The following is an 18,370-nucleotide window of genomic DNA, read 5'->3' on the forward strand; positions in this document are numbered from 1 at the left end:
TTATGGTGAACACGCCATGCCATCACCGAGTCCTGTCATTGTTGCCAACTTGCGCCGCCTCCGCGAGATGCGGGGTTATTCATTGAGCGCGCTGGCCGAGCGGGCCGCAATCAGCAAATCGACGCTCTCGCAACTCGAAGCCGGCAAGGGCAACCCCACCATCGAAACGCTCTGGACGCTCGCGAATACGTTGGGCGTGGCTTTCAGTGAGCTGCTCGCCGAGGGCGAAGATGGCATGACCGTCAGCGAACCTGGTGGCGGCGATGTGCAATTGATGATGCGCGGGCAGCAGTCACCTCGAGTGGAGGTCTACTTCATGCGACTAGCGCCGGGGGAAATGAAAACCTCGCGAGCGCATCCGCGAGGCGTGCGGGAGCATGTCATGGTAATCGAGGGCACGTTGCGCGTGGGGGCGCTCCATGCGCTGGCCGTTTGCCGGCCGGGTGAAGGGCACGAGTTCGCGGCGGATGTCGAGCATCGCTATGAAGCCCTGCTGGACACCACACGGCTCGTGGTCAGCATCGTGTATCCGCATGACGAGGTGGCTCAATGAATCCCGAACGGGCAATCTCGACGTCCTGGCGCTCAGCCGGCCAAGGCTTGCGCGAGAGTCTGTCGCTGGTCGTCGGCTATGCGCCGATCGCGTTCTCGTTCGGGGTTATAGCCGTGCAGTCTGGGCTGACGCCATGGCAGGCCGTGGGTATTTCGTTGCTGGTCTTCGCCGGCGCCAGCCAGTTCGTGATGGTGGCGATGATGGCGGCGGGTAGTAGCGGGCTCGTGGTGTTGTCGGCGGTATTGATGATGAACCTGCGCCACCTGTTCTATGGTCCGGCCCTGGCGACACGCCTTGTGGCACTACCGCGTCGCCTAGCGCCCTGGCTGGCCTTCGGGCTGACCGATGAAGTCTTCGCCACGGCGATGTCCAAGGGAACGTCGCGGCCTCTCGAGCCAGCCTGGTGCCTCGGACTCGCCGCGGGCGCTTATCTGGCCTGGGTCGGCGGTACGGCACTGGGGGCCGGTGTCGGGGCGGGATGGGCAAGCGATGGCGGCTACGTGGCGCAGGCGCTCGACTTCGTGCTCCCGGCGCTCTTTTTGGCCTTGCTGGCGCAGGCGTGGCGTCGCGCGCGATGGCCGGTGGTGGTGGCGGCAGCCGGCGCCACGCTGTTGGGAATGGTGTGGTGGCCGGGGCATGTCGCCATGCTGGTCGGCATGCTGGCAGGTGCCTTGGTGGGTAGCCGTCGATCCCGTACCCAATGCTCTCAGGAGGCGACGACATGACATGGTGGAGCATCGTGATCGCGGCGGGAGCGGGCACGTTTCTGATACGTTATCTGCCGCTGCTTTTTGGGACGCACCTGGCGCGTGGTGAGGGCAGGCTGAGCCGCTTTCTCGGGGCGCTGGGGCTTGCCGCTATTGCGGCTTTGATCGTCCTATCGATGAGCGATCTATGGTGGCAGGCGCCGCACTGGCGTGGCGGGGTGCGCTTGGCACTGGGCGCGGCGGCGGTGTTGCTGGTGCAGCGTTTGACGCCTAACGTAGGGTTAGCCACGTTGGTCGGCGCCGGCGTCTATGGCGCGGCCGGATGGGCCCTGGCCGATTGAGATGAGCCGTTGCCATGTCGAATGAATGCTTACTGCCCACCGCCGAGACACGCCGCTACCCAGACCGGGTGCTGACCGATCGCCATGGCTTTCATCAGTGGCTGATCGGACTTGAGGGTGTTGTCGAGCTGGAAACGGGTGGGCGTGGTGCGCACGTGGATACGGGGCGGCTCGTCACTATCGATAGCGGCGACGAGCACCACTATCTGGCGCCGAGGCACAACCGTACGCTGGTACTCGATCTGCCCGTCGCGTGGTGCGAGGCGGCGGGGTTTGGCGATGTCACATCGCGCCGCTTGCCGTCGACCGTGCACGCGGATATCCCCGCTCTCGTCGACGCGCGTCCCGAGGTGCTGGCGAGGCGGCTCCATGCGCTGCTCGATATGGGGCGCATGACGCGTACCGAGCCGCGCTTGCGCTTACTGCGTTTGTTGCCGGAGGTCGAGGCGGATCTGGCGGCCCCCTGGCGTGTACGCGACTGGGCGGCGCGCTGCCACATGGCGGAGGCGGCGTTCGCGCGGCGTTTTCGCACCCTCACCGGTTCCTCGCCGCATGCCTGGCTGATAGAGCGTCGTCTTCAACGCGCCTGCACGCTGATGCAGGATGTCCATCGCCCCCTTACCGAGATCGCCCAGGCATGCGGCTTTCACGACAGCGCGCATTTTTCGCGTGCCTTTCGCGCACGCCATGCGTTGTCACCACGTGAGTGGCGGCAGCGTCGCCAGTCGGCAGGTTGATGATAGCCGTTACGCTAACCGAGTCCTGCGATTCGCCAGAGAACGTCGAGATAGGGCGGAATGATCAGCGGCGCTGCCACGGTCGTCAGCAGCACGGCGATGGCGCCCTTGGCGGGGCGGATGTTGAGCTCCATGGCGATGACCACGACATTGGCCGCCATGGGCACCACGCCCAGCAACAGCAGTGCGCCGGCCAGCGTCGCCGAAATGCCCATTGTCGCTTGCAGGACGAGCACCAGGCCTAGCATCACCAAGGGCCACATCACATAGCGCGCGGCGATGCAGATACCCAAAAAGCGCCCGTCGAATGCGCGCATCGAGACGCCGCCCAGCGTCATGCCGATGATCATCATGCCGAGTACGGTATAGCTAGCACGGAAGTAGTCGAGCCCTTCGATCACCGCGCCGGGCACCGACCAGGGCAGATGATAGGCGAGCAGGGCGGCGATGAAGGCATAGAGCAACGGCAAGCGGACGATCTTGCCAAGGCTCTCGCGGACCGAGAATTGACCTCGGGCGCTGATGTAAAAGCCCACGCTGAATTCGAAGAGCGTGACGCCTAGCAGGCAGAACAGGTAGGCGGCGACGCCCTCCGGCGGGAGTAACGCCATGGCCAGGGGCAGCCCGAAGTAACCGGTGTTGCCGGTGCCGGCGGAAAATGCCAACAGCGCGGCTTCCTGCGGGGCGAAGTAACGCCGCACGACGGCGTGGGTGGCCAGGCACAGTAGGCTTGCCAGCGCGAACATGCCCGCCGTCAGACCCAGCAAGGCCGGTGAGGGCTCGCCCAGATAGAGCCCGCGAAAGAACGTCAGCGGTGCGATGAGATAGATCAACAGCGTGGCGATGGGACGTGGATCGACGGCGAGACGCCGCGCGCAGAGCCAGCCCAGTGCCACGAAGATCAGCAGCATCCATAGCGGTTGAGAAAGGTCGACTTGAGACATGCGGCATTCCTGATAATGAACGCCCATGATGCCCGTTATGCGCCTTGTTGGGCAGCCCTCGCTTTGACCTGTCCCTGAGGCGCTTGTAATGCACCTAATGCGGTAGTCCTCGGGTCAGGATTCGACAAGTTTGCGGGTCGCGCGCATGGCAGGCTGAGCGAACGTTCGCATCTGCAAGGGGAGTCGACATGTCACTCGAGTCGTCCGCGTCTCGCCGGGCCACCTTGATCGGTGCCACCACGGTACTCAATTGGGCATTGCTGGCGGCGTTAACGCAATTGGCGGGGCCGGTGCCGCCGTTTTTGCTCACTGCGTTGGCGTTCGGTCTGGCGTTCGTGTGCTTCATGGCCTGGTTGCGACTACGCGGCGAGTCGCTGCGGGCGCCGCTGCGTCAGCCGCCGCGCGTCTGGGCGTTGGGTGTCGGCGGGCTGTTCGGCTATCACGCCTTGTACTTCATCGCCCAGCAGAATGCACCGCCGGCCAATGCCGGGTTGATCAGCTATCTATGGCCGCTTTTGATTGTGTTGTTCGTGGCGCTGCTGCCTGGCGAGCGACTGCGTGCACGTCACGTCGTGGGAGCGCTGTTGGGCTTCGTGGGCGCTGCCTTGCTGGTGGGAGGCGATGTCAGTGCCTCGGGTAGCGCCGTGGGCTACGTCGCTGCCTTTGCCTGCGCCTTCCTGTGGAGCGGTTACTCGGTGCTCTCGCGCGCCAATCGCGCGGTGCCCACGGCGGCCGTGGGCGGATTCTGCCTGGCGACGGCCGTGCTGGCGGCGTTGTGTCACTGGTTGTTCGAGCCCTCACGGTGGCCGCAAGGCATCGGATGGCTGGGCGTGATCGGCTTGGGCCTCGGCCCGGTGGGTAGTGCTTTCTTTACTTGGGATGTGGGCGTCAAGCATGGCGATCTGCGCTTGCTAGGGCTGCTGGCCTATTTTACGCCTCTGCTATCCACTCTGGTGTTGATCGCGACCGGTTATGCCTCGGCAACCGCCTGGCTAGTGCTGGCGGCAGGCCTGATCACGCTGGGCATGCTCATCGGCAGTGGCTGGTTACGCGTGCCTATACGTGGCACAAGATCGACGGATTGACCCTGAAGTCCACTCCAGACATTACACTGGAGGAAAGCCACTCAGAGGCAGGACGGCATGGGACATTCGACTTCCGGTCACGATCATGCGGCGCATGATCATCACGACCACGACCACGACCACGACCACGCGCCCACGGTCACAGCGGATAGCGCCAAGCGCGTCAAGTGGGCCATGTACTTGACCGCCGGTTTCATGTTGGCGGAGGCAATTGGCGGCTGGGTGTCGGGCTCGCTGGCGTTGCTGGCCGATGCCGGGCACATGTTCAGCGACAGCTTTTCGCTGGGGCTGGCGTTGTTCGCCTTCTACATGGGGGGCAAGGCACCGGACAAGCGGCGTACTTTCGGCTACCAGCGCTTTCAGGTGTTGGCGGCCTTCATCAATGGACTGACGTTGCTGGGGATCGCGGTGTGGATATTCATCGCGGCCATCGAACGTTTCACGCAGCCGATAGAGGTGCTGGCCGGACCGATGATGACCATCGCGATCCTCGGCTTGTTGGTAAATCTCGTGGTATTCAAGATCCTGCACGGAGGGGATCAGGAGAACCTCAACCTGCGTGGAGCGCTTTTGCACGTCATGGGCGATCTGCTGGGATCGGTGGCGGCGATTGTGGCCTCGCTGGTGATCATGTTGACCGGATGGACGCCCATTGACCCGTTGCTCTCCGTGCTGGCTGCGGCCTTGATTCTGCGCGCCGCCTGGAAAATTCTGCGCCGCTCGACCCATACCCTGCTCGAAGGAACGCCGGAAGGCGTCGATGTCGACAAGATTCGAACGGCCCTGGAAGACATCGAGGGTGTGGTGAGTGTGCATGACCTGCATGTCTGGGGGCTGACGCCGCAGGATCCACTACTGAGTCTGCATCTGGTGGTGCGCGATGACATGTCGCACCAGGTGATGCTTCAGGCTGCCTATGCGCGCTTGCAGGAACGCTTCGGGATCAGCCATGCCACCTTGCAAGTCGAAGGTGAGGCGTGCCTGACCGGTGGAGATTGCCAGGTCACGTCGACTACGCACCCCTGAGCCATGCAGCGTCTGACCGTGCGTTATGACCCGGATTAATGCCAAGCCGCGAAACTTTCATTGGTCAGCGTGGATGGGGCACGGCAGAATGCGCGGCATCGAATACCAACGTGACCCGATGTCGGTCGCGCCATGTCATGAAGAGGGTTGTACGATGAGCACTCGCGAACATCCGTTGGGCATCAGCTTCGAATTCTTTCCGCCCAATACCGATGCTGGGCGGGAAAAGCTGAAAGGCGTGCGTGACACGCTGGCTGAGCGGCGTCCGCGTTTTTTCTCGGTCACCTACGGCGCCGGGGGCTCGACGCAGGCTCGGACCTTCGAGACCGTCAAGTCGGTGCGCCAGTGTGGCATCGACACGGCGCCGCACCTGTCCTGCATCGGCAGCGACAAGGGCGAATTGCGCGAGCGTCTGGAGAGTTTCCGTGAAGCGGGAATCACCAATCTGGTGGCGCTGCGCGGTGACCTGCCCTCGGGGATGGGGGGCATGGGCGAGCTGCGTTACGCCAACGAGCTGGTCGAGTTCATCCGTAAGGAAACTGGCGATCATTTCCAGATTGCGGTGGCGGCGTATCCCGAAGTGCATCCTCAGGCACCCAGCTACGAGCATGATCTGCAGAATTTCGTGCGCAAGATGCAGGCCGGTGCCGATCTCGCCATCACGCAGTACTTCTTCAGTGCCGACGCCTACTTCCATTTCCTCGAGCGGGCCCGCGCGCAAGGGGTCGAAGCGCCGATCGTGCCGGGCATCATGCCGATCAGCAATTACACTAAGCTGGCGCGTTTCTCGGATGCTTGCGGGGCGGACATTCCGCGTTGGATCCGCAAGCAGCTCGAGGCCTATGGTGACGATAGCGAGAGCATCCAAGCCTTCGGCGAGGAGGTGGTGTCGAACCTTTGCCAGCGTCTACTCGACGGCGGTGCCCCGGGGCTGCATTTCTATACGCTCAACCAGGCGACGCCGGCGCTGCGAGTGCTCGACAACCTACGCTGCGATAGCCTGATGCATGGCGTCTAGCGTGCTCTTCATCTAGCCTGAGAGAGGTAGACGTCTCACCCACGGATAGGAGAAAGGCATGCTACGTACCCCTCGTATTGCGCTCGGTATCGGCAGTGCCCTGTTGATGCTGGGAAGCGCCCAGGCAGCGCAACATGACATTGAGATGCACCAGGTCGATGCCCAGGGAACCGGCGACAGCGTGGGCAGCGTGACCCTCGAGGACACCGATCACGGCCTGCTGCTCACACCGGAGCTTTCAGGCCTCGAACCGGGTATGCACGGCTTCCACGTGCACATGAACCCGAGTTGTCAGCCCGCGGAAAAAGACGGTGAAACGGTGCCGGGCGGCGCCGCTGGCGGTCACTACGACCCCGAAGACACGGGCACGCACCAGGGCCCCTACGCGGAAGGGCATCTCGGTGACTTGCCGGTGCTGATGGTCGATGAGGATGGCAACGCCACGACACCGGTCTTGGCGCCGCGTCTTGAAGCCTCCGATTTGGATGGCCGTGCTTTGATGATTCATGCCGGTGGCGACAATTACTCCGACGAGCCAAAACTGGGCGGCGGCGGCAAGCGTGTCGCGTGCGGCACCTTGTCTGATTGATAGCACTATCGGTCACGTAGGTAACGAAAAGGCTCCCCAGCGGGAGCCTTTTTTATGCGTCTTGCTTTATACCGCGGCGGTGCGGCGTGGTCCGCGATCAGTGCGTCTTGCCGTCACTCGGATCGATTAGGCGTACGGTTTGGATGTCGTCGGATGTATCGTCTTCGCGTGGCTGGTTGACGCGCGTGGCGAGGTCTTCGGCGAAGCCATTTTCATCGATGGCCAGCTGCTCCAGGTAATCGCAGGACACGCATTCCCGATAGCGGATGCCGTTCTGCTCCCAGGCAAGGATGCGATCCATGGCCGCGCAACGCGGGCAGATGGCGCCGGCGATGAAACGCTTGGGGGTAGCCGTCATCACGCACTCCTCTTGAAACGGCAACCGGGCGCGCGGCCCGGTCGAAAGTTGGGCTTGAACGCGCTGTCAGGCCGCGTCGGCATTTTCGATGCCGGAGTGGCGCAGTAGCGGTTCGATGCTCGGTGCACGCCCCCGAAAGGCTTCGAACAAGACGGCGGCGTCACGTGAACCACCGCGCTCGAGGATTTCCTGACGGAACCGCTGGCCCGTCGTGGCATCGAAGATGCCGGCTTCCTCGAAGGCGCTGTAGGCATCCGCCGAGAGCACTTCGGCCCACTTGTAGCTGTAATAGCCCGCCGCGTAGCCACCGGCGAAGATATGCCCGAAGCCGTTCTGGAAGCGATTGAAATCGACGCGTGGCGTGACGGTGGTCTTGTCGCGTACGTCGTCGAGCAGAGCCTGGACCTCGCCGGCATCGGGCGCTTCGAGTTCATGGTGCAGGCGGAAGTCGAACAGCGACAACTCGAGTTGGCGCATCATGCCCATGGCTGACTGGAAGTTGCGTGCAGCCTGCAGCTTGTCGAGCAAGGCGTCGGGCAGTTTTTCGCCGGTATCCACATGGGCGGCGATCATGTCCAGCCCCTCGCGCTCCCAGCAGAAGTTTTCCATGAACTGACTGGGCAGCTCGACGGCATCCCAGGCGACACCATTGATGCCGGACACATCGGCAACCGTTTGACGCGTCAGCATGTGGTGCAGGCCGTGGCCGAATTCGTGGAACAGCGTCAGCACTTCGTCATGGGTAAGCAGCGCCGGCTTACCGCCCACTGGGCGCGTGAAATTGCAGGTCAGGTAGGCGACGGGCAACTGCAGATTGCCGTCCTCGCGGGTGCGACGCACACGGCATTCGTCCATCCAGGCACCGCCACGCTTGCCTTCGCGGGCGTAAAGGTCGAGGTAGAAGCCGGCGATGGGCGTATCACCGTCGAGGATCTCGAAGTAGCGCACGTCCGGGTGATAGCGCGGCACGTCGTCACGCTCGGCGAAGCGAATGCCGTACAGCGTACCGGTAACCTGGAACAGGCCCTCGATCACCTTGGGGGCCGGGAAATAGGGGCGCAGCTGTTCTTGCGAGATGGCATAGCGTGCCTCGCGCAGCTTCTCGCTGGCATAGCCGATATCCCACGGCATGAGCGTCTCGAGCCCCAGCGATTCGCGGGCGAAGGCCTCGAGTTCATTGAACTCGCGCTGTGCCTGGGGATGTGCGCGATCGGCCAGATCGCCGAGAAAGCCCAGTACCTGCTGGGGCGAGTCGGCCATCTTGGTGGCCAGCGAATAGTCGGCATAGGTGTCGAAGCCGAGCAGTTCGGCCAGTTCACGACGCAGGCGCAGCGTTTCCTCGATGATCGGGGCGTTGTCGAAACGCCCGGCGTGTGGGCCCTTGTCCGAGGCACGGGTCACGAAGGCGGTATAGACTTCTTCGCGTAGCGCGCGGTCGTCGGCGAATGAGAGCACCGGGTAGAAGCTGGGGAAGTCGAGCGTGATGCGGTATCCCTCGACGTCCTTGGCTTCGGCGTTGGCCTTGAGCGTGGCCAGGGCGCTGTCCGGCAGCCCCCCAAGGCGCGCATCGTCGGGTAAGTCCTTGTGCCATGCCTGGGTGGCGTCGAGCACATGATTGGAGAACGTGTTGGCCAGTTCCGACAGGCGCGCTTGAATCTCGCCGTAGCGGCGCTTCTCTTCTTCGGGTAGATCGACCCCGGCGAGACGGAAGTCGCGCAGGGTATTGTCGATGGAGCGCTGCTGGCCCTCCTCGAGATGTGCGTATTCATCGCTTTCCTTGAGTCGCGTGAAGGCCTCGAACAGCCCCTGATGCTGGCCCAGCCAAGTGCTGTAGTCGGAGAGCATGGCGAGACACGCTTGATAGGCTTCGCGCAGCGCTTCGTTATTCATGGTGGAATTGAGGTGCGATACCGGCGACCAGGCCTGCGAGAGGCGGTCGTTGAGTGCCTCGAGCGGCGCTGCGAGGCGCTCCCAACTGATCTGCGACTGGTTGGCGAGGGCCTCGATGTCACGGCGATTCTCCGCCAGAAGCTGCTCGATGGCCGGCACTACATGCTCGGGCTGGATGTCATCGAATGGCGGCAGAACATGCGATTCGAGCAAGGGGTTGCGTGACATGGGCACCTCGATATGAACGTGTGAATGAAGCATAAGTGGGGGTGGGCCCGGCTGCTTTCAATGTCAATGCGATTGGCCGCCAACCGCGCGCCTGCTAGGCTTGGCGCTTTCGGCGCCGTGTGGGGCGCCAGGTCGTAACGAAGGGTGTAACACCATGAGTGAAACGCTGGAACGCTGGGGGTCGCGCCGTGCCTTCATTCTTGCGGTGACCGGGGCGGCCGTGGGCCTGGGCAACATCTGGCGCTTTCCCTACATGACGGGCGAAAACGGCGGAGCGGTATTCCTGCTGCTGTATGTGGTGTTCGTGCTGATCCTGGGGCTGCCGATCATGATGGCCGAGATCCTCGTGGGGCGTGCCGGACGCCGCGGGCCGATGCATGCCCTGGCGCATCTGGCGCGCCAGGCGGGGGTATCGCCGCATTGGCGCTGGTTGGGGCTATTCGGGGCCGTGACGGTGTTCTTCATCCTGTCGTTCTATTCGGTGGTCTCGGGGTGGTCGATCGAGTATTTGATCGAGTCGGTGAATGGCAACTTCAGCGGCCGCACGCCGGATGAGATCGGCGCCAGTTTCGATGCCTTCCTCGCCGATCCATTACGTATGACGTTTAACCATACGTTGTTCATATTGCTGACCATGTCGGTGGTCGCGGCGGGTATTTCAGGCGGCCTGGAACGGCTCAATAACCTGTTGATGCCACTACTCTACATCCTGCTGGTGGTGCTGGTCGGTTACGCCGTGACCACCGACGGTTTCGGCACCGCGATGGCGTGGCTATTCACCCCCGATCTCGAGGCTATCACCTTGAGCGTGGTGCTCAATGCCATGGGGCACGCCTTCTTTACCCTGGCGGTAGGCGCCTGCGCGCTGATGGCCTATGGTGCCTACATGCCCGATCATCAGAGTCTGCCGCGTGCCGTGGCGGCGGTGGCGGTGTTGGATGTCGCCGTGGCGCTGCTGGCGGGCATCGCGATTTTCTCGGTGGTGTTCTCGCAGGGTATGGATCCCGCCGAGGGGCCGGGATTGATGTTCGTGACCTTGCCCATTGCTTTTTCGGACCTGCCGGGCGGGCCGTTGTGGCTGGGCGTTTTCTTCCTGCTGTTGTTGCTGGCGACCTGGACCTCATCGATCAATCTGGCCGAGCCGTTGGTGGCGATCTGCACCGATGCCGGTCTCAAGCGCGGCAAGGCGGCGGCGTTGATCGGCTCCTTGGTGTGGTTGGTCGGTTTGCTGTCGGTGTTCTCGTTCTCAAGTCTGTCGGAGGTGAAATGGCTGGCAGGCATGAATTTCTTCGAGTTGGTGACCACCGTGCCGCTGGAGTTCTTTCTGCCCATCGGCGGATTGTTGATCGCCATCTTCGCCGCCTGGATCATGCCGGCGAACACGGCCATGCGGTCGCTGGACGCGGGCCCCGGTGGGTTCCGGCTATGGCGTGGGCTGGTACGCTATGTGTCGATCCCGCTGGTCGTCATCGTGCTGTTGTCGGCGCTATGGTGATGCCCGTCCATCGTGAACTGCCTCACCACCATGCATGGAATAAGGAGAGAGTGGATGACATTGCGGACGTTCAAAGGGACGACGCCGCGCCTGGGCGCGCGGGTCTATATCGATCCGGCATGTGTCGTGCTGGGTGATGTCACCTTGGGTGACGATTGCTCGGTATGGCCGATGACCGTGATTCGTGGCGATATGCATCGCATCCGTATCGGTGCGCGTTGCAGCATTCAGGATGGCAGTGTGTTGCACATTACCCATGCCAGCGATTACAACCCCGACGGCCATCCACTAACGCTCGGCGATGACGTGACGGTGGGTCACAAGGCACTGCTGCACGGATGTACCATTGGCAGCCGTGTGCTGGTGGGAATGGGCGCTACGGTCATGGATGGCGTGATCGTCGAGGACGAGGTGATCATCGCTGCCGGGGCGGTGGTAACGCCGGGCAAGCGCCTGGAAAGCGGGCAGGTCTATGCGGGCAATCCCGCGAAGCCGCTCAGGGCGCTCAAGGAGGCCGAGCGCGCGTTCTTCACCTATACGGCGGGGAATTACGTAAAACTCAAGGACGAGTACCTGGCCCAGCCACCCGTATAACGATGCGTCCGCATGTGCCAGGCCCCACGAGGCGGTATTTTCTTGCTTAACGCATTGTTTTGTCTCGTCATGAAGCCCCATAATCTGGTTTTTCATCCAGTATTGTCGAGGGCGTCCCGGGCGGGCCATGGCCAACTTTCGCACACATTTCGGCGTTGCCTTGGGCGGTGGCGCGTTGGCCGCCTATGCTGGCTGGCAGGCAAGCCTATGGAGCTTCAACGAGGGCTGGCCTCTGGCGATATTGACGGCGTTTGGCGGCATCCTGCCCGATATCGACTCCGATCATTCGCACGCCATTCGTTTGATTTTCACCCTGCTGGCCGTCCTGGCAGTGATTGCCGGCGCGCTATGGCTGCAATCGCGCCTTGCGCCGGGTCCATTGGTCCTGGCATGTGGCGGTTTGTATCTCGGCGTGCGTTACCTGGCCGGCGCGATCTTCAAGCGTTTCACCGTGCATCGTGGTATCTGGCATTCGCTGCTGGCGAGTCTGCTGTGCGGCATGGGCACGGCGGCGATGAGCTTTCATCTCTTGGATCAATCCGCACCGATGGCCTGGGCCCAGGGGCTGGCACTTAGTGGGGGCGCGCTGATCCACCTCCTGCTTGACGAGCTGTACAGCGTTGATCTGGTCGGCTCACGCCTCAAGCGTTCCTTCGGTACCGCCTTCAAACTCTTCGATTACCGCGAACCTGGCAACGCCGTGCTGTGGTTTTTGTTGGGCATTGCCTTGGCGCCGTGGCTGCCGCCCTGGGCCACGTTACTAGAGCTGGTTAGCCGTGGCGTGGCCTCATGGACGTGACGTGGCCTGGCGCACCCATTGGCGGAGCCAGCTCAGGCGTGCGACTCGGGTAGTCCTTGGGAGCGGCGTTGCGCGCGCTGGGCGCGTGTTTCGGCGCGCTCTAGCTCAAGCAGCCCCTTCTCGACGAAGGCCAGGTGTTCGTGGGCACGTGCCCGTGCTTCGTCGGCGTTGCCGGCGACGATGCTCTCGAACAATGCACGGTGTTGATCCATGAGACGATCGCGAGAATCAGGTTTTTCGAACAGGTGGGCCAAGTTGGCGACGATGCTCTTTTCCAGCAGGTGGAACAACCCACGCATGGTGTGCAGCAGCAGGACGTTGTGTCCTGCCTCGGCGATGGCCAGATGAAAGGCCGCGTCGGCACGTGCCTCGCGCATGGGGTCGCTGCTTCGGTCGGGGTGTCGGTAACTGGCTTCGAGCGCCTCGAAGCGCGTTTGCAGCATGGCCTTATCGTCGGCTGTGGCACGCAGGGCGGCGTAATAGGCTGATATGCCTTCCATGGCGTCGCGGAATTCGAGCAGGTCGAGATTGAACTCACCGTGCCGCGTCAGCATTTCCAGGAGCGGATCGCTATAGCTATTGTTGAGTTGTTCGGAGACAAAGGTGCCGCCGCCCTGGCGGCTGGTGAGCAGGCCGCGTGCGGCTAACTTCTGGATGGCCTCGCGCAGAGAAGGGCGCGACACACCGAAATGCTCGGCCAGTTCCCGCTCGGGGGGTAGCTTCTCCCCCGGCTTGAGGCTGCCTTCGAGCAGCATGGCCTCGAGTCGCTCGGTGATTACGTCGGCAAGACGCGGTTGTCTGAGGTGTTGTGGGGCCATGAGTGTCGCTCGTTACTCGGTGGTTGATGACAGGTGTAAAACCAACCAGTAAATGGTATTACCAATTTTACGCAATCTTCCCGCGCTACTCCAGCCTTCGTATAGGGCCTGACACTACGGTCTTGACTAAAGTTTAAGCCCATTTTTGTGCCATAAATGGGTTCTTTATTGACACTCTTCAGTACACGCTTATAGAGTTATATCCATCTCTTTTTGTAAATTGGTAAAACCAATAAAGAAAGGTGGTGAGGTGCCGCTTCCATCTCTTCGTCCGCCTATGTCTTGACCACTTTATGTCTTAATCACTCTGTTACCACCACTCTCCAAGCGCTCGGCACGACTCTTCAAGGGCCATTCAACGATAGCGCATCACTTGCACAGGGTTCGTCATGATCATTTCAGCCTCTACGGACTACCGCCAAGCCGCCAAGCGACGTATTCCGCCCTTTCTATTTCACTATGCCGACGGGGGCGCCTACACCGAGCGTACGCTGCGACGCAATGTCGAGGATCTTGCCGGTATCGCGTTGCGTCAGCGCGTGCTGAAGGACATGTCCAGCTTGTCCCTGGAGACCGAACTATTCGGCGAATCCCTCGCCATGCCAGTTGCCCTTGCCCCCGTGGGGCTGGCCGGGATGTACGCCCGACGCGGCGAGGTACAGGCAGCGCGCTCAGCAGCCGGGAAAGGCATCCCGTTCACGCTGTCGACGGTATCGGTCTGCCCCATCGACGAGGTGGCCTCGGCCATCGATCGCCCTCTCTGGTTCCAGCTCTATGTGTTGAAGGACAGGGGCTTCATGAAGCATGTGCTGGAGCGCGCCAAGGCCGCCGGTGTCAAGACGCTGGTCTTCACGGTCGACATGCCCGTGCCGGGGGCGCGCTATCGCGATGCGCATTCCGGCATGAGCGGTAAGCATGCGGCGGCTCGGCGCATGCTCCAGGCCGTGACGCATCCTTCCTGGGCCTGGGACGTGGGCCTTCATGGCCGCCCTCATGATTTGGGTAACGTCTCGGACTATCGCGGACAACCGACGGGGCTCGAGGACTATATCGCCTGGCTCGGTAACAATTTCGACCCCGCTATCTCCTGGAAGGACCTGGAGTGGATTCGCGAGTTCTGGGACGGGCCGATGATCATCAAGGGCATTCTCGACCCCGAGGATGCCCGTGATGCGGTGCGCTTCGGCGCGGATGGCATCGTCGTGTCCAATCACGGCGGTCGTCAGCTCGACGGTGTGCCCTCCACAGCGCGTGCCCTGCCGGCCATCGCCGATGCGGTCAAGGGCGACCTGGCCATCCTGGCCGATTCCGGCGTGCGCAATGGGCTCGATGTCGTGCGGATGATCGCCATGGGGGCTGATACTGTATTGTTGGGGCGTGCCTATATCTATGCGCTGGCCACCGCCGGCGAGGCGGGCGTTGCCCACCTGCTCGAGCTGTTCGAGAAGGAGATGCGTGTCGCGATGACGCTCACCGGTGCGCGCTCCATCGCCGAGCTCGGGCCGGACTCATTGGTGCCGGGCCAGGAGTCGGCGTCGATCGAGCGCACGCTTTCGCCGCTATTGGAATGATCGATGCGCCTTTCATGTTTGTCGTGAACGGGATGTGGGTCATGCTTAGGGTGTTGAGACATGAACGAGGGGAAGTCGATGGCTGACGAGACGGTATTGCTGTTCGACGCTGGCGGAGTGTTGGTCGACTGGCGTGGCACATCCGGGCTAGTCGAGCTGACTCAGGGGCGTTTCGATGCCGAGCAGGCGCGGCGCTTCTGGATGGGCTTCGAAGCGATCACGCCGTTCGAAACTGGTGGGGACGATGGCACACGCTTTGCCCGGGCAGCGCTTGAGGCACTCGAGTTGGACATGTCGCCAACGGCATTCCTGGCAGTGTTCGACGACTGGATGCGGGGACCCTATGCGGGCGCGATGGCATTGGTCGAGCGCATCCGTCCCGCCTATCGTCGCGCTATACTCAGCAACACCAACCCCGTTCACTGGCGGCGGCTAGTCGATGACTATCGTATTGATTTGCCCTTCGAGAAAGCTTTTGCCTCGCATGAGATCGGCGCGCGTAAGCCTGACCCCGAGGCCTTCGAGTTCGTCTGTCGCGCGCTCGACGTGGTGCCCGGCCAGGTACGTTTCTTCGACGACAACCCCGAGTGCGTCGATGCTGCCCGTGATTTGGGCATGACGGCGACCCAGGTGCGTGGCCTGGACGAACTTCGGAATGCCCTCGCCGAGTTCGAAGCACTGCGCCCGCCGGCTGATAATCGGAATCCACGATGAAAGCGCCCTATAGAGAGCTGCTTGAAGCGCTGCGTAAAAGGTTGCCCGCGCACAAGCTGATCGACGACCCGCTGCGATTGCTCGCCTATGGCACCGATGCCAGCTTCTATCGATTGATCCCGCAACTGGTCGTCCGTCCCGACAACGAAGAAGAGCTGATGGGCGTGCTCGCCGAGTGCCGGCGTCGACACCTGCCGGTGACGTTTCGCACGGCGGGGACGTCGCTTTCCGGACAGGCGGTGACCGACTCGGTGCTCGTTCAGTTGAACCAGGGGTGGCGCGATTACCGCATCCTCGACGCGGGACGGGCGATCAGCCTGCAACCCGGCATCATCGGAGCCCGCGCCAACCAGTTGCTGGCCCCTTACGGGCGCAAGATTGGCCCCGATCCTGCTTCGATCAATAGCTGCATGATCGGGGGGATCGCCGCCAACAATGCCTCGGGCATGTGCTGCGGCACGGCACAGAACAGTTATCGCACGTTGCGTGACATTCGCGTCATTCTCGCCGACGGCACGCTGCTCGATACCGCGGACGCGGATAGCCGGGCGTCGTTTCGTGCCTCGCATGGCGAGCTGCTCGAGGCATTGGAGCGGCTGGGGCGCGAGACCCGGGAAAACGCGCAGCTGGCCGAGCGCATCCGTCACAAGTACCGGCTCAAGAACACCACCGGCTACGCGCTCAATAGTCTGGTCGATTTCGAGGATGGCTTCGATATTCTCGCCCACTTGATGATCGGCTCCGAGGGAACGCTGGGTTTCATTAGTGCCATCACCTACGACACCGTGCCGGACGCGCCCTTGAAAACGGCGGCGTTGGCCTTCTTCCCTGACATGGCGACGGCGTGTCGGGCCACGCTCGCGCTCAAGTCGGCGCCAGTGTCGGCGGTCGAATTGATGGATCGAGCGGCCTTGCGCTCGGTTGAGGGGAGTCCAGGCATGCTGGGGCGCCTCAAGACGTTGCCCGCCGCTGCCACGGCACTGCTCATCGATGTGCGTGCCGAGGATGAGGCGACGCTGGCTCAGCGTATGTCGGCGGCGCACGCGGCGCTCGAGGGCATCAAGACATTGGAGCCGCTGGGCTTCACGCGGGATCCCGAGGAGTACGCGCGATACTGGAAAGTACGCAAGGGACTGTTTCCTGCCGTGGGCGCGGTGCGCGATGTGGGAACCACGGTCATCATCGAGGATGTCGCCTTCCCGATCGAATGTCTCGAGGCAGGTGTGGCGGCGTTGACCGAGGCATTCCGGCGTCATGGTTACGAGAGCGCCATCCTGTTCGGGCATGCGCTGGAAGGCAATTTGCACTTCGTCTTTCCCCAGGGCCTCGAGACGCCGGCCGAGATACAGCGATACGCCGCATTGATGGAGGACGTTGCGACCCTGGTGGCCGACGAGTATGGCGGCTCGCTCAAGGCGGAGCACGGGACGGGGCGCAACATGACGCCTTATGTCGAGCGTGAGTGGGGCGCCGAGGCGTATGCGTTGATGTGGCGTATCAAGGCGCTCTTCGACGTGGATAATGTACTCAACCCTGACGTCGTGTTGAGTCGCGATCCCGAGCAGCATATCCACAACCTCAAGCCACTGCCTGCCGCCGACCCCATTGTGGATAAGTGCATCGAATGCGGCTTCTGCGAGCCGGTATGTCCGTCGCGGGATCTGACCCTGACACCACGCCAGCGTATCGTGATTCAGCGCGAAATGTCGCGGCTCGAAGCCTCCGATGGGCAGGAGGACGCATCGCGCCTGTCGACACTGCGCGACGCCTATCAATATCAGGGCATCGATACGTGTGCGGCCGATGGCCTGTGCGCCACGCAGTGTCCGGTCGGGATCAATACCGGTGACCTCGTGCGTGGATGGCGGCACCGGCAGGTCGTCGAGCGAGGCGGCACGGCCCGCTTGGTTGGGCGTCACTTTTCCGGCACGACCCGCATCGGGCGAGGTGCGTTGCGCCTCGCGGATACCACGCACGGTGTGCTGGGTACGGGCATGATGAGCGCCTTGACGCAGAGCGTGCGTCGACTCAGCGGTGAGCGTCTGCCGCAGTGGATTCCCTCACTGCCAGCGCCCGCACCGGTACGCATTCTGGAACGTCGGGCAGGAAAGACAGTCGGTGGCAAGCGTGACAAGGTCGTCTACCTACCGGCATGCGCTACGCGAGTCTTCGGCGCCTCGCGTGGGGATGATGGGGTCGATGCCGTGACGCGCACGACCCTGGCGTTGCTCGAGAAGGCCGGTTACGAGGTCGTCATTCCCGCAATGATTGGGCATCTTTGCTGTGGCATGGCGTTTCAATCTCGGGGCTATTTCGACGAGGCAGATCACAAGGCGCGCGAGCTCAACCGCGAGTTGTTACTGGCCTCCCAGAATGGGCGTTATCCGGTGCTCTGCGATACCAGTCCGTGCACGCTGCGCATGAGTGAGCGACTCGATGCACGCCTGACGGTGAAAGATCCCGTCGCGTTCGCACACGACCACTTGTTGCCGCGCCTGGAGATCACGCCGAAGCGGGCACGCATCGCATTGCACATCACTTGCTCAAGCACGTGCATGGGGCTGGGCGATAAGTTCCTCGCTCTCGCCGAATACTGCGCCGACGAGGTCGTGGTGCCGCCGGAGATCGCCTGTTGCGGATTTGCCGGCGATAAAGGTTTCATGGTTCCTGAGCTGAATGCCGCGGCACTAAGGGGGCTGGCCGACGCTGTGCATGGCTGCGAGGTAGGCTACTCCAACTCACGCACCTGTGAGATGGGGCTGAGCCAGCATGCCGGTATTCCCTACCGCTCGATTCTCGATCTGCTCCATGAAGTCAGCCGCCCCTGTGTGATCGAAGACGTTGCCACATAAGTGCCGGACGACTATTTTTAAAATATGCTCTTGCGTTCAGCCGCTGTGGAT

The 18,370-nt window shown here is 62.5% G+C and carries 18 protein-coding genes; 14 read left to right on the forward strand and 4 right to left on the reverse strand.

All coding sequences use genetic code 11. The features are described from left to right. Positions 1-16: 16 nt before the first annotated feature. From L1075_RS09560 to L1075_RS09575, 4 genes are read left to right on the forward strand one after another with little or no spacing between them, the layout of a single operon-like run. Positions 17-553 (forward strand): helix-turn-helix domain-containing protein, encoded by a 537-nt coding sequence (locus tag L1075_RS09560; RefSeq protein ID WP_246894792.1) that lies wholly within the window; start codon positions 17-19, stop codon positions 551-553. Beyond that, the gene (locus tag L1075_RS09565; protein ID WP_246941598.1) at positions 550-1,278 is read left to right on the forward strand and encodes an AzlC family ABC transporter permease; all 729 of its coding nucleotides are present in this window, start codon (positions 550-552) and stop codon (positions 1,276-1,278) included. The genes L1075_RS09560 and L1075_RS09565 overlap by 4 nt, the downstream gene beginning before the upstream one ends. After that, on the forward strand, positions 1,275-1,601 hold the full coding sequence (locus L1075_RS09570; RefSeq protein ID WP_178998272.1) for an AzlD domain-containing protein: 327 nt from the start codon (positions 1,275-1,277) through the stop codon (positions 1,599-1,601). Before L1075_RS09565 ends, L1075_RS09570 begins: the two co-directional genes overlap by 4 nt. 14 nt (positions 1,602-1,615) lie before the next feature. Beyond that, entirely contained in the window at positions 1,616-2,338 is a 723-nt protein-coding gene (locus tag L1075_RS09575) for a helix-turn-helix transcriptional regulator (RefSeq protein ID WP_246941600.1), read from the forward strand. Between the two features lie 14 nt (positions 2,339-2,352). Here L1075_RS09575 and L1075_RS09580 read toward each other — a convergent pair whose 3' ends face one another. Next, positions 2,353-3,282 (reverse strand): AEC family transporter, encoded by a 930-nt coding sequence (locus L1075_RS09580; protein ID WP_246941601.1) that lies wholly within the window; start codon positions 3,280-3,282, stop codon positions 2,353-2,355. Positions 3,283-3,470: 188 nt separating this feature from the next. On the opposite strand from L1075_RS09580, the gene yddG reads away from it, so the two are divergent. The 4 genes from yddG to sodC all read left to right on the forward strand — a co-directional run bounded on the left by yddG (position 3,471) and on the right by sodC (position 7,000). Then, complete coding sequence (yddG, locus tag L1075_RS09585; RefSeq protein WP_246941603.1) at positions 3,471-4,367, forward strand: aromatic amino acid exporter YddG; 897 nt, start codon at positions 3,471-3,473, stop codon at positions 4,365-4,367. 57 nt (positions 4,368-4,424) lie between these two features. Continuing rightward, positions 4,425-5,393 carry a cation diffusion facilitator family transporter gene (locus L1075_RS09590; RefSeq protein ID WP_246941605.1) on the forward strand — a complete coding sequence of 323 codons (969 nt, stop codon included), beginning with the start codon at positions 4,425-4,427 and terminating at the stop codon, positions 5,391-5,393. Between the two features lie 154 nt (positions 5,394-5,547). Beyond that, a complete protein-coding gene (gene metF / locus L1075_RS09595; protein WP_040240911.1) occupies positions 5,548-6,411 on the forward strand; it encodes a methylenetetrahydrofolate reductase [NAD(P)H] in 864 nt (287 codons plus the stop codon). 58 nt (positions 6,412-6,469) lie between these two features. Then, positions 6,470-7,000 (forward strand): superoxide dismutase [Cu-Zn] SodC, encoded by a 531-nt coding sequence (gene sodC / locus L1075_RS09600; protein WP_281504135.1) that lies wholly within the window; start codon positions 6,470-6,472, stop codon positions 6,998-7,000. Between the two features lie 97 nt (positions 7,001-7,097). On the opposite strand, the gene L1075_RS09605 is transcribed toward sodC, so the two are convergent. Together L1075_RS09605 and prlC are read right to left on the reverse strand one after the other, a co-directional pair. Then, positions 7,098-7,358: a YheV family putative zinc ribbon protein gene (locus tag L1075_RS09605; protein WP_246941607.1), complete on the reverse strand. Its 261-nt coding sequence runs from the start codon at positions 7,356-7,358 to the stop codon at positions 7,098-7,100. Between the two features lie 66 nt (positions 7,359-7,424). Beyond that, entirely contained in the window at positions 7,425-9,476 is a 2,052-nt protein-coding gene (gene prlC / locus L1075_RS09610; RefSeq protein ID WP_040240915.1) for an oligopeptidase A, read from the reverse strand. A gap of 154 nt (positions 9,477-9,630) precedes the next feature. Between prlC and L1075_RS09615 the strand changes: the two genes are divergently transcribed. From L1075_RS09615 to L1075_RS09625, 3 genes are all read left to right on the forward strand, one after another. Then, entirely contained in the window at positions 9,631-10,971 is a 1,341-nt protein-coding gene (locus L1075_RS09615) for a sodium-dependent transporter (RefSeq protein WP_246941609.1), read from the forward strand. Between the two features lie 54 nt (positions 10,972-11,025). Next, positions 11,026-11,565, forward strand: a complete 540-nt coding sequence (locus L1075_RS09620) for a gamma carbonic anhydrase family protein (RefSeq protein ID WP_040240919.1) — start codon at positions 11,026-11,028, stop codon at positions 11,563-11,565. Between the two features lie 127 nt (positions 11,566-11,692). Beyond that, entirely contained in the window at positions 11,693-12,364 is a 672-nt protein-coding gene (locus tag L1075_RS09625) for a metal-dependent hydrolase (protein WP_246941611.1), read from the forward strand. Positions 12,365-12,396: 32 nt separating this feature from the next. Here the strand turns inward: L1075_RS09625 and L1075_RS09630 are convergent, their stop codons facing one another. Continuing rightward, positions 12,397-13,182 (reverse strand): GntR family transcriptional regulator, encoded by a 786-nt coding sequence (locus L1075_RS09630; protein ID WP_246941613.1) that lies wholly within the window; start codon positions 13,180-13,182, stop codon positions 12,397-12,399. A 389-nt stretch (positions 13,183-13,571) separates the two neighbouring features. On the opposite strand from L1075_RS09630, the gene lldD reads away from it, so the two are divergent. The 3 genes from lldD to L1075_RS09645 all read left to right on the forward strand — a co-directional run bounded on the left by lldD (position 13,572) and on the right by L1075_RS09645 (position 18,319). Beyond that, positions 13,572-14,753, forward strand: coding sequence for an FMN-dependent L-lactate dehydrogenase LldD (gene lldD, locus L1075_RS09635; protein ID WP_246941615.1), 1,182 nt, complete (start codon positions 13,572-13,574; stop codon positions 14,751-14,753). 78 nt (positions 14,754-14,831) lie between these two features. Then, the gene (locus L1075_RS09640) at positions 14,832-15,467 is read left to right on the forward strand and encodes an HAD family hydrolase (RefSeq protein ID WP_246941617.1); all 636 of its coding nucleotides are present in this window, start codon (positions 14,832-14,834) and stop codon (positions 15,465-15,467) included. After that, positions 15,464-18,319 carry an FAD-binding and (Fe-S)-binding domain-containing protein gene (locus L1075_RS09645; RefSeq protein WP_246941619.1) on the forward strand — a complete coding sequence of 952 codons (2,856 nt, stop codon included), beginning with the start codon at positions 15,464-15,466 and terminating at the stop codon, positions 18,317-18,319. The genes L1075_RS09640 and L1075_RS09645 overlap by 4 nt, the downstream gene beginning before the upstream one ends. Positions 18,320-18,370: the final 51 nt, after the last annotated feature.

The sequence above is a fragment of the Chromohalobacter beijerinckii genome (assembly GCF_023061185.1).
GTDB classification, from domain to species: Bacteria; Pseudomonadota; Gammaproteobacteria; order Pseudomonadales; family Halomonadaceae; genus Chromohalobacter; species Chromohalobacter beijerinckii.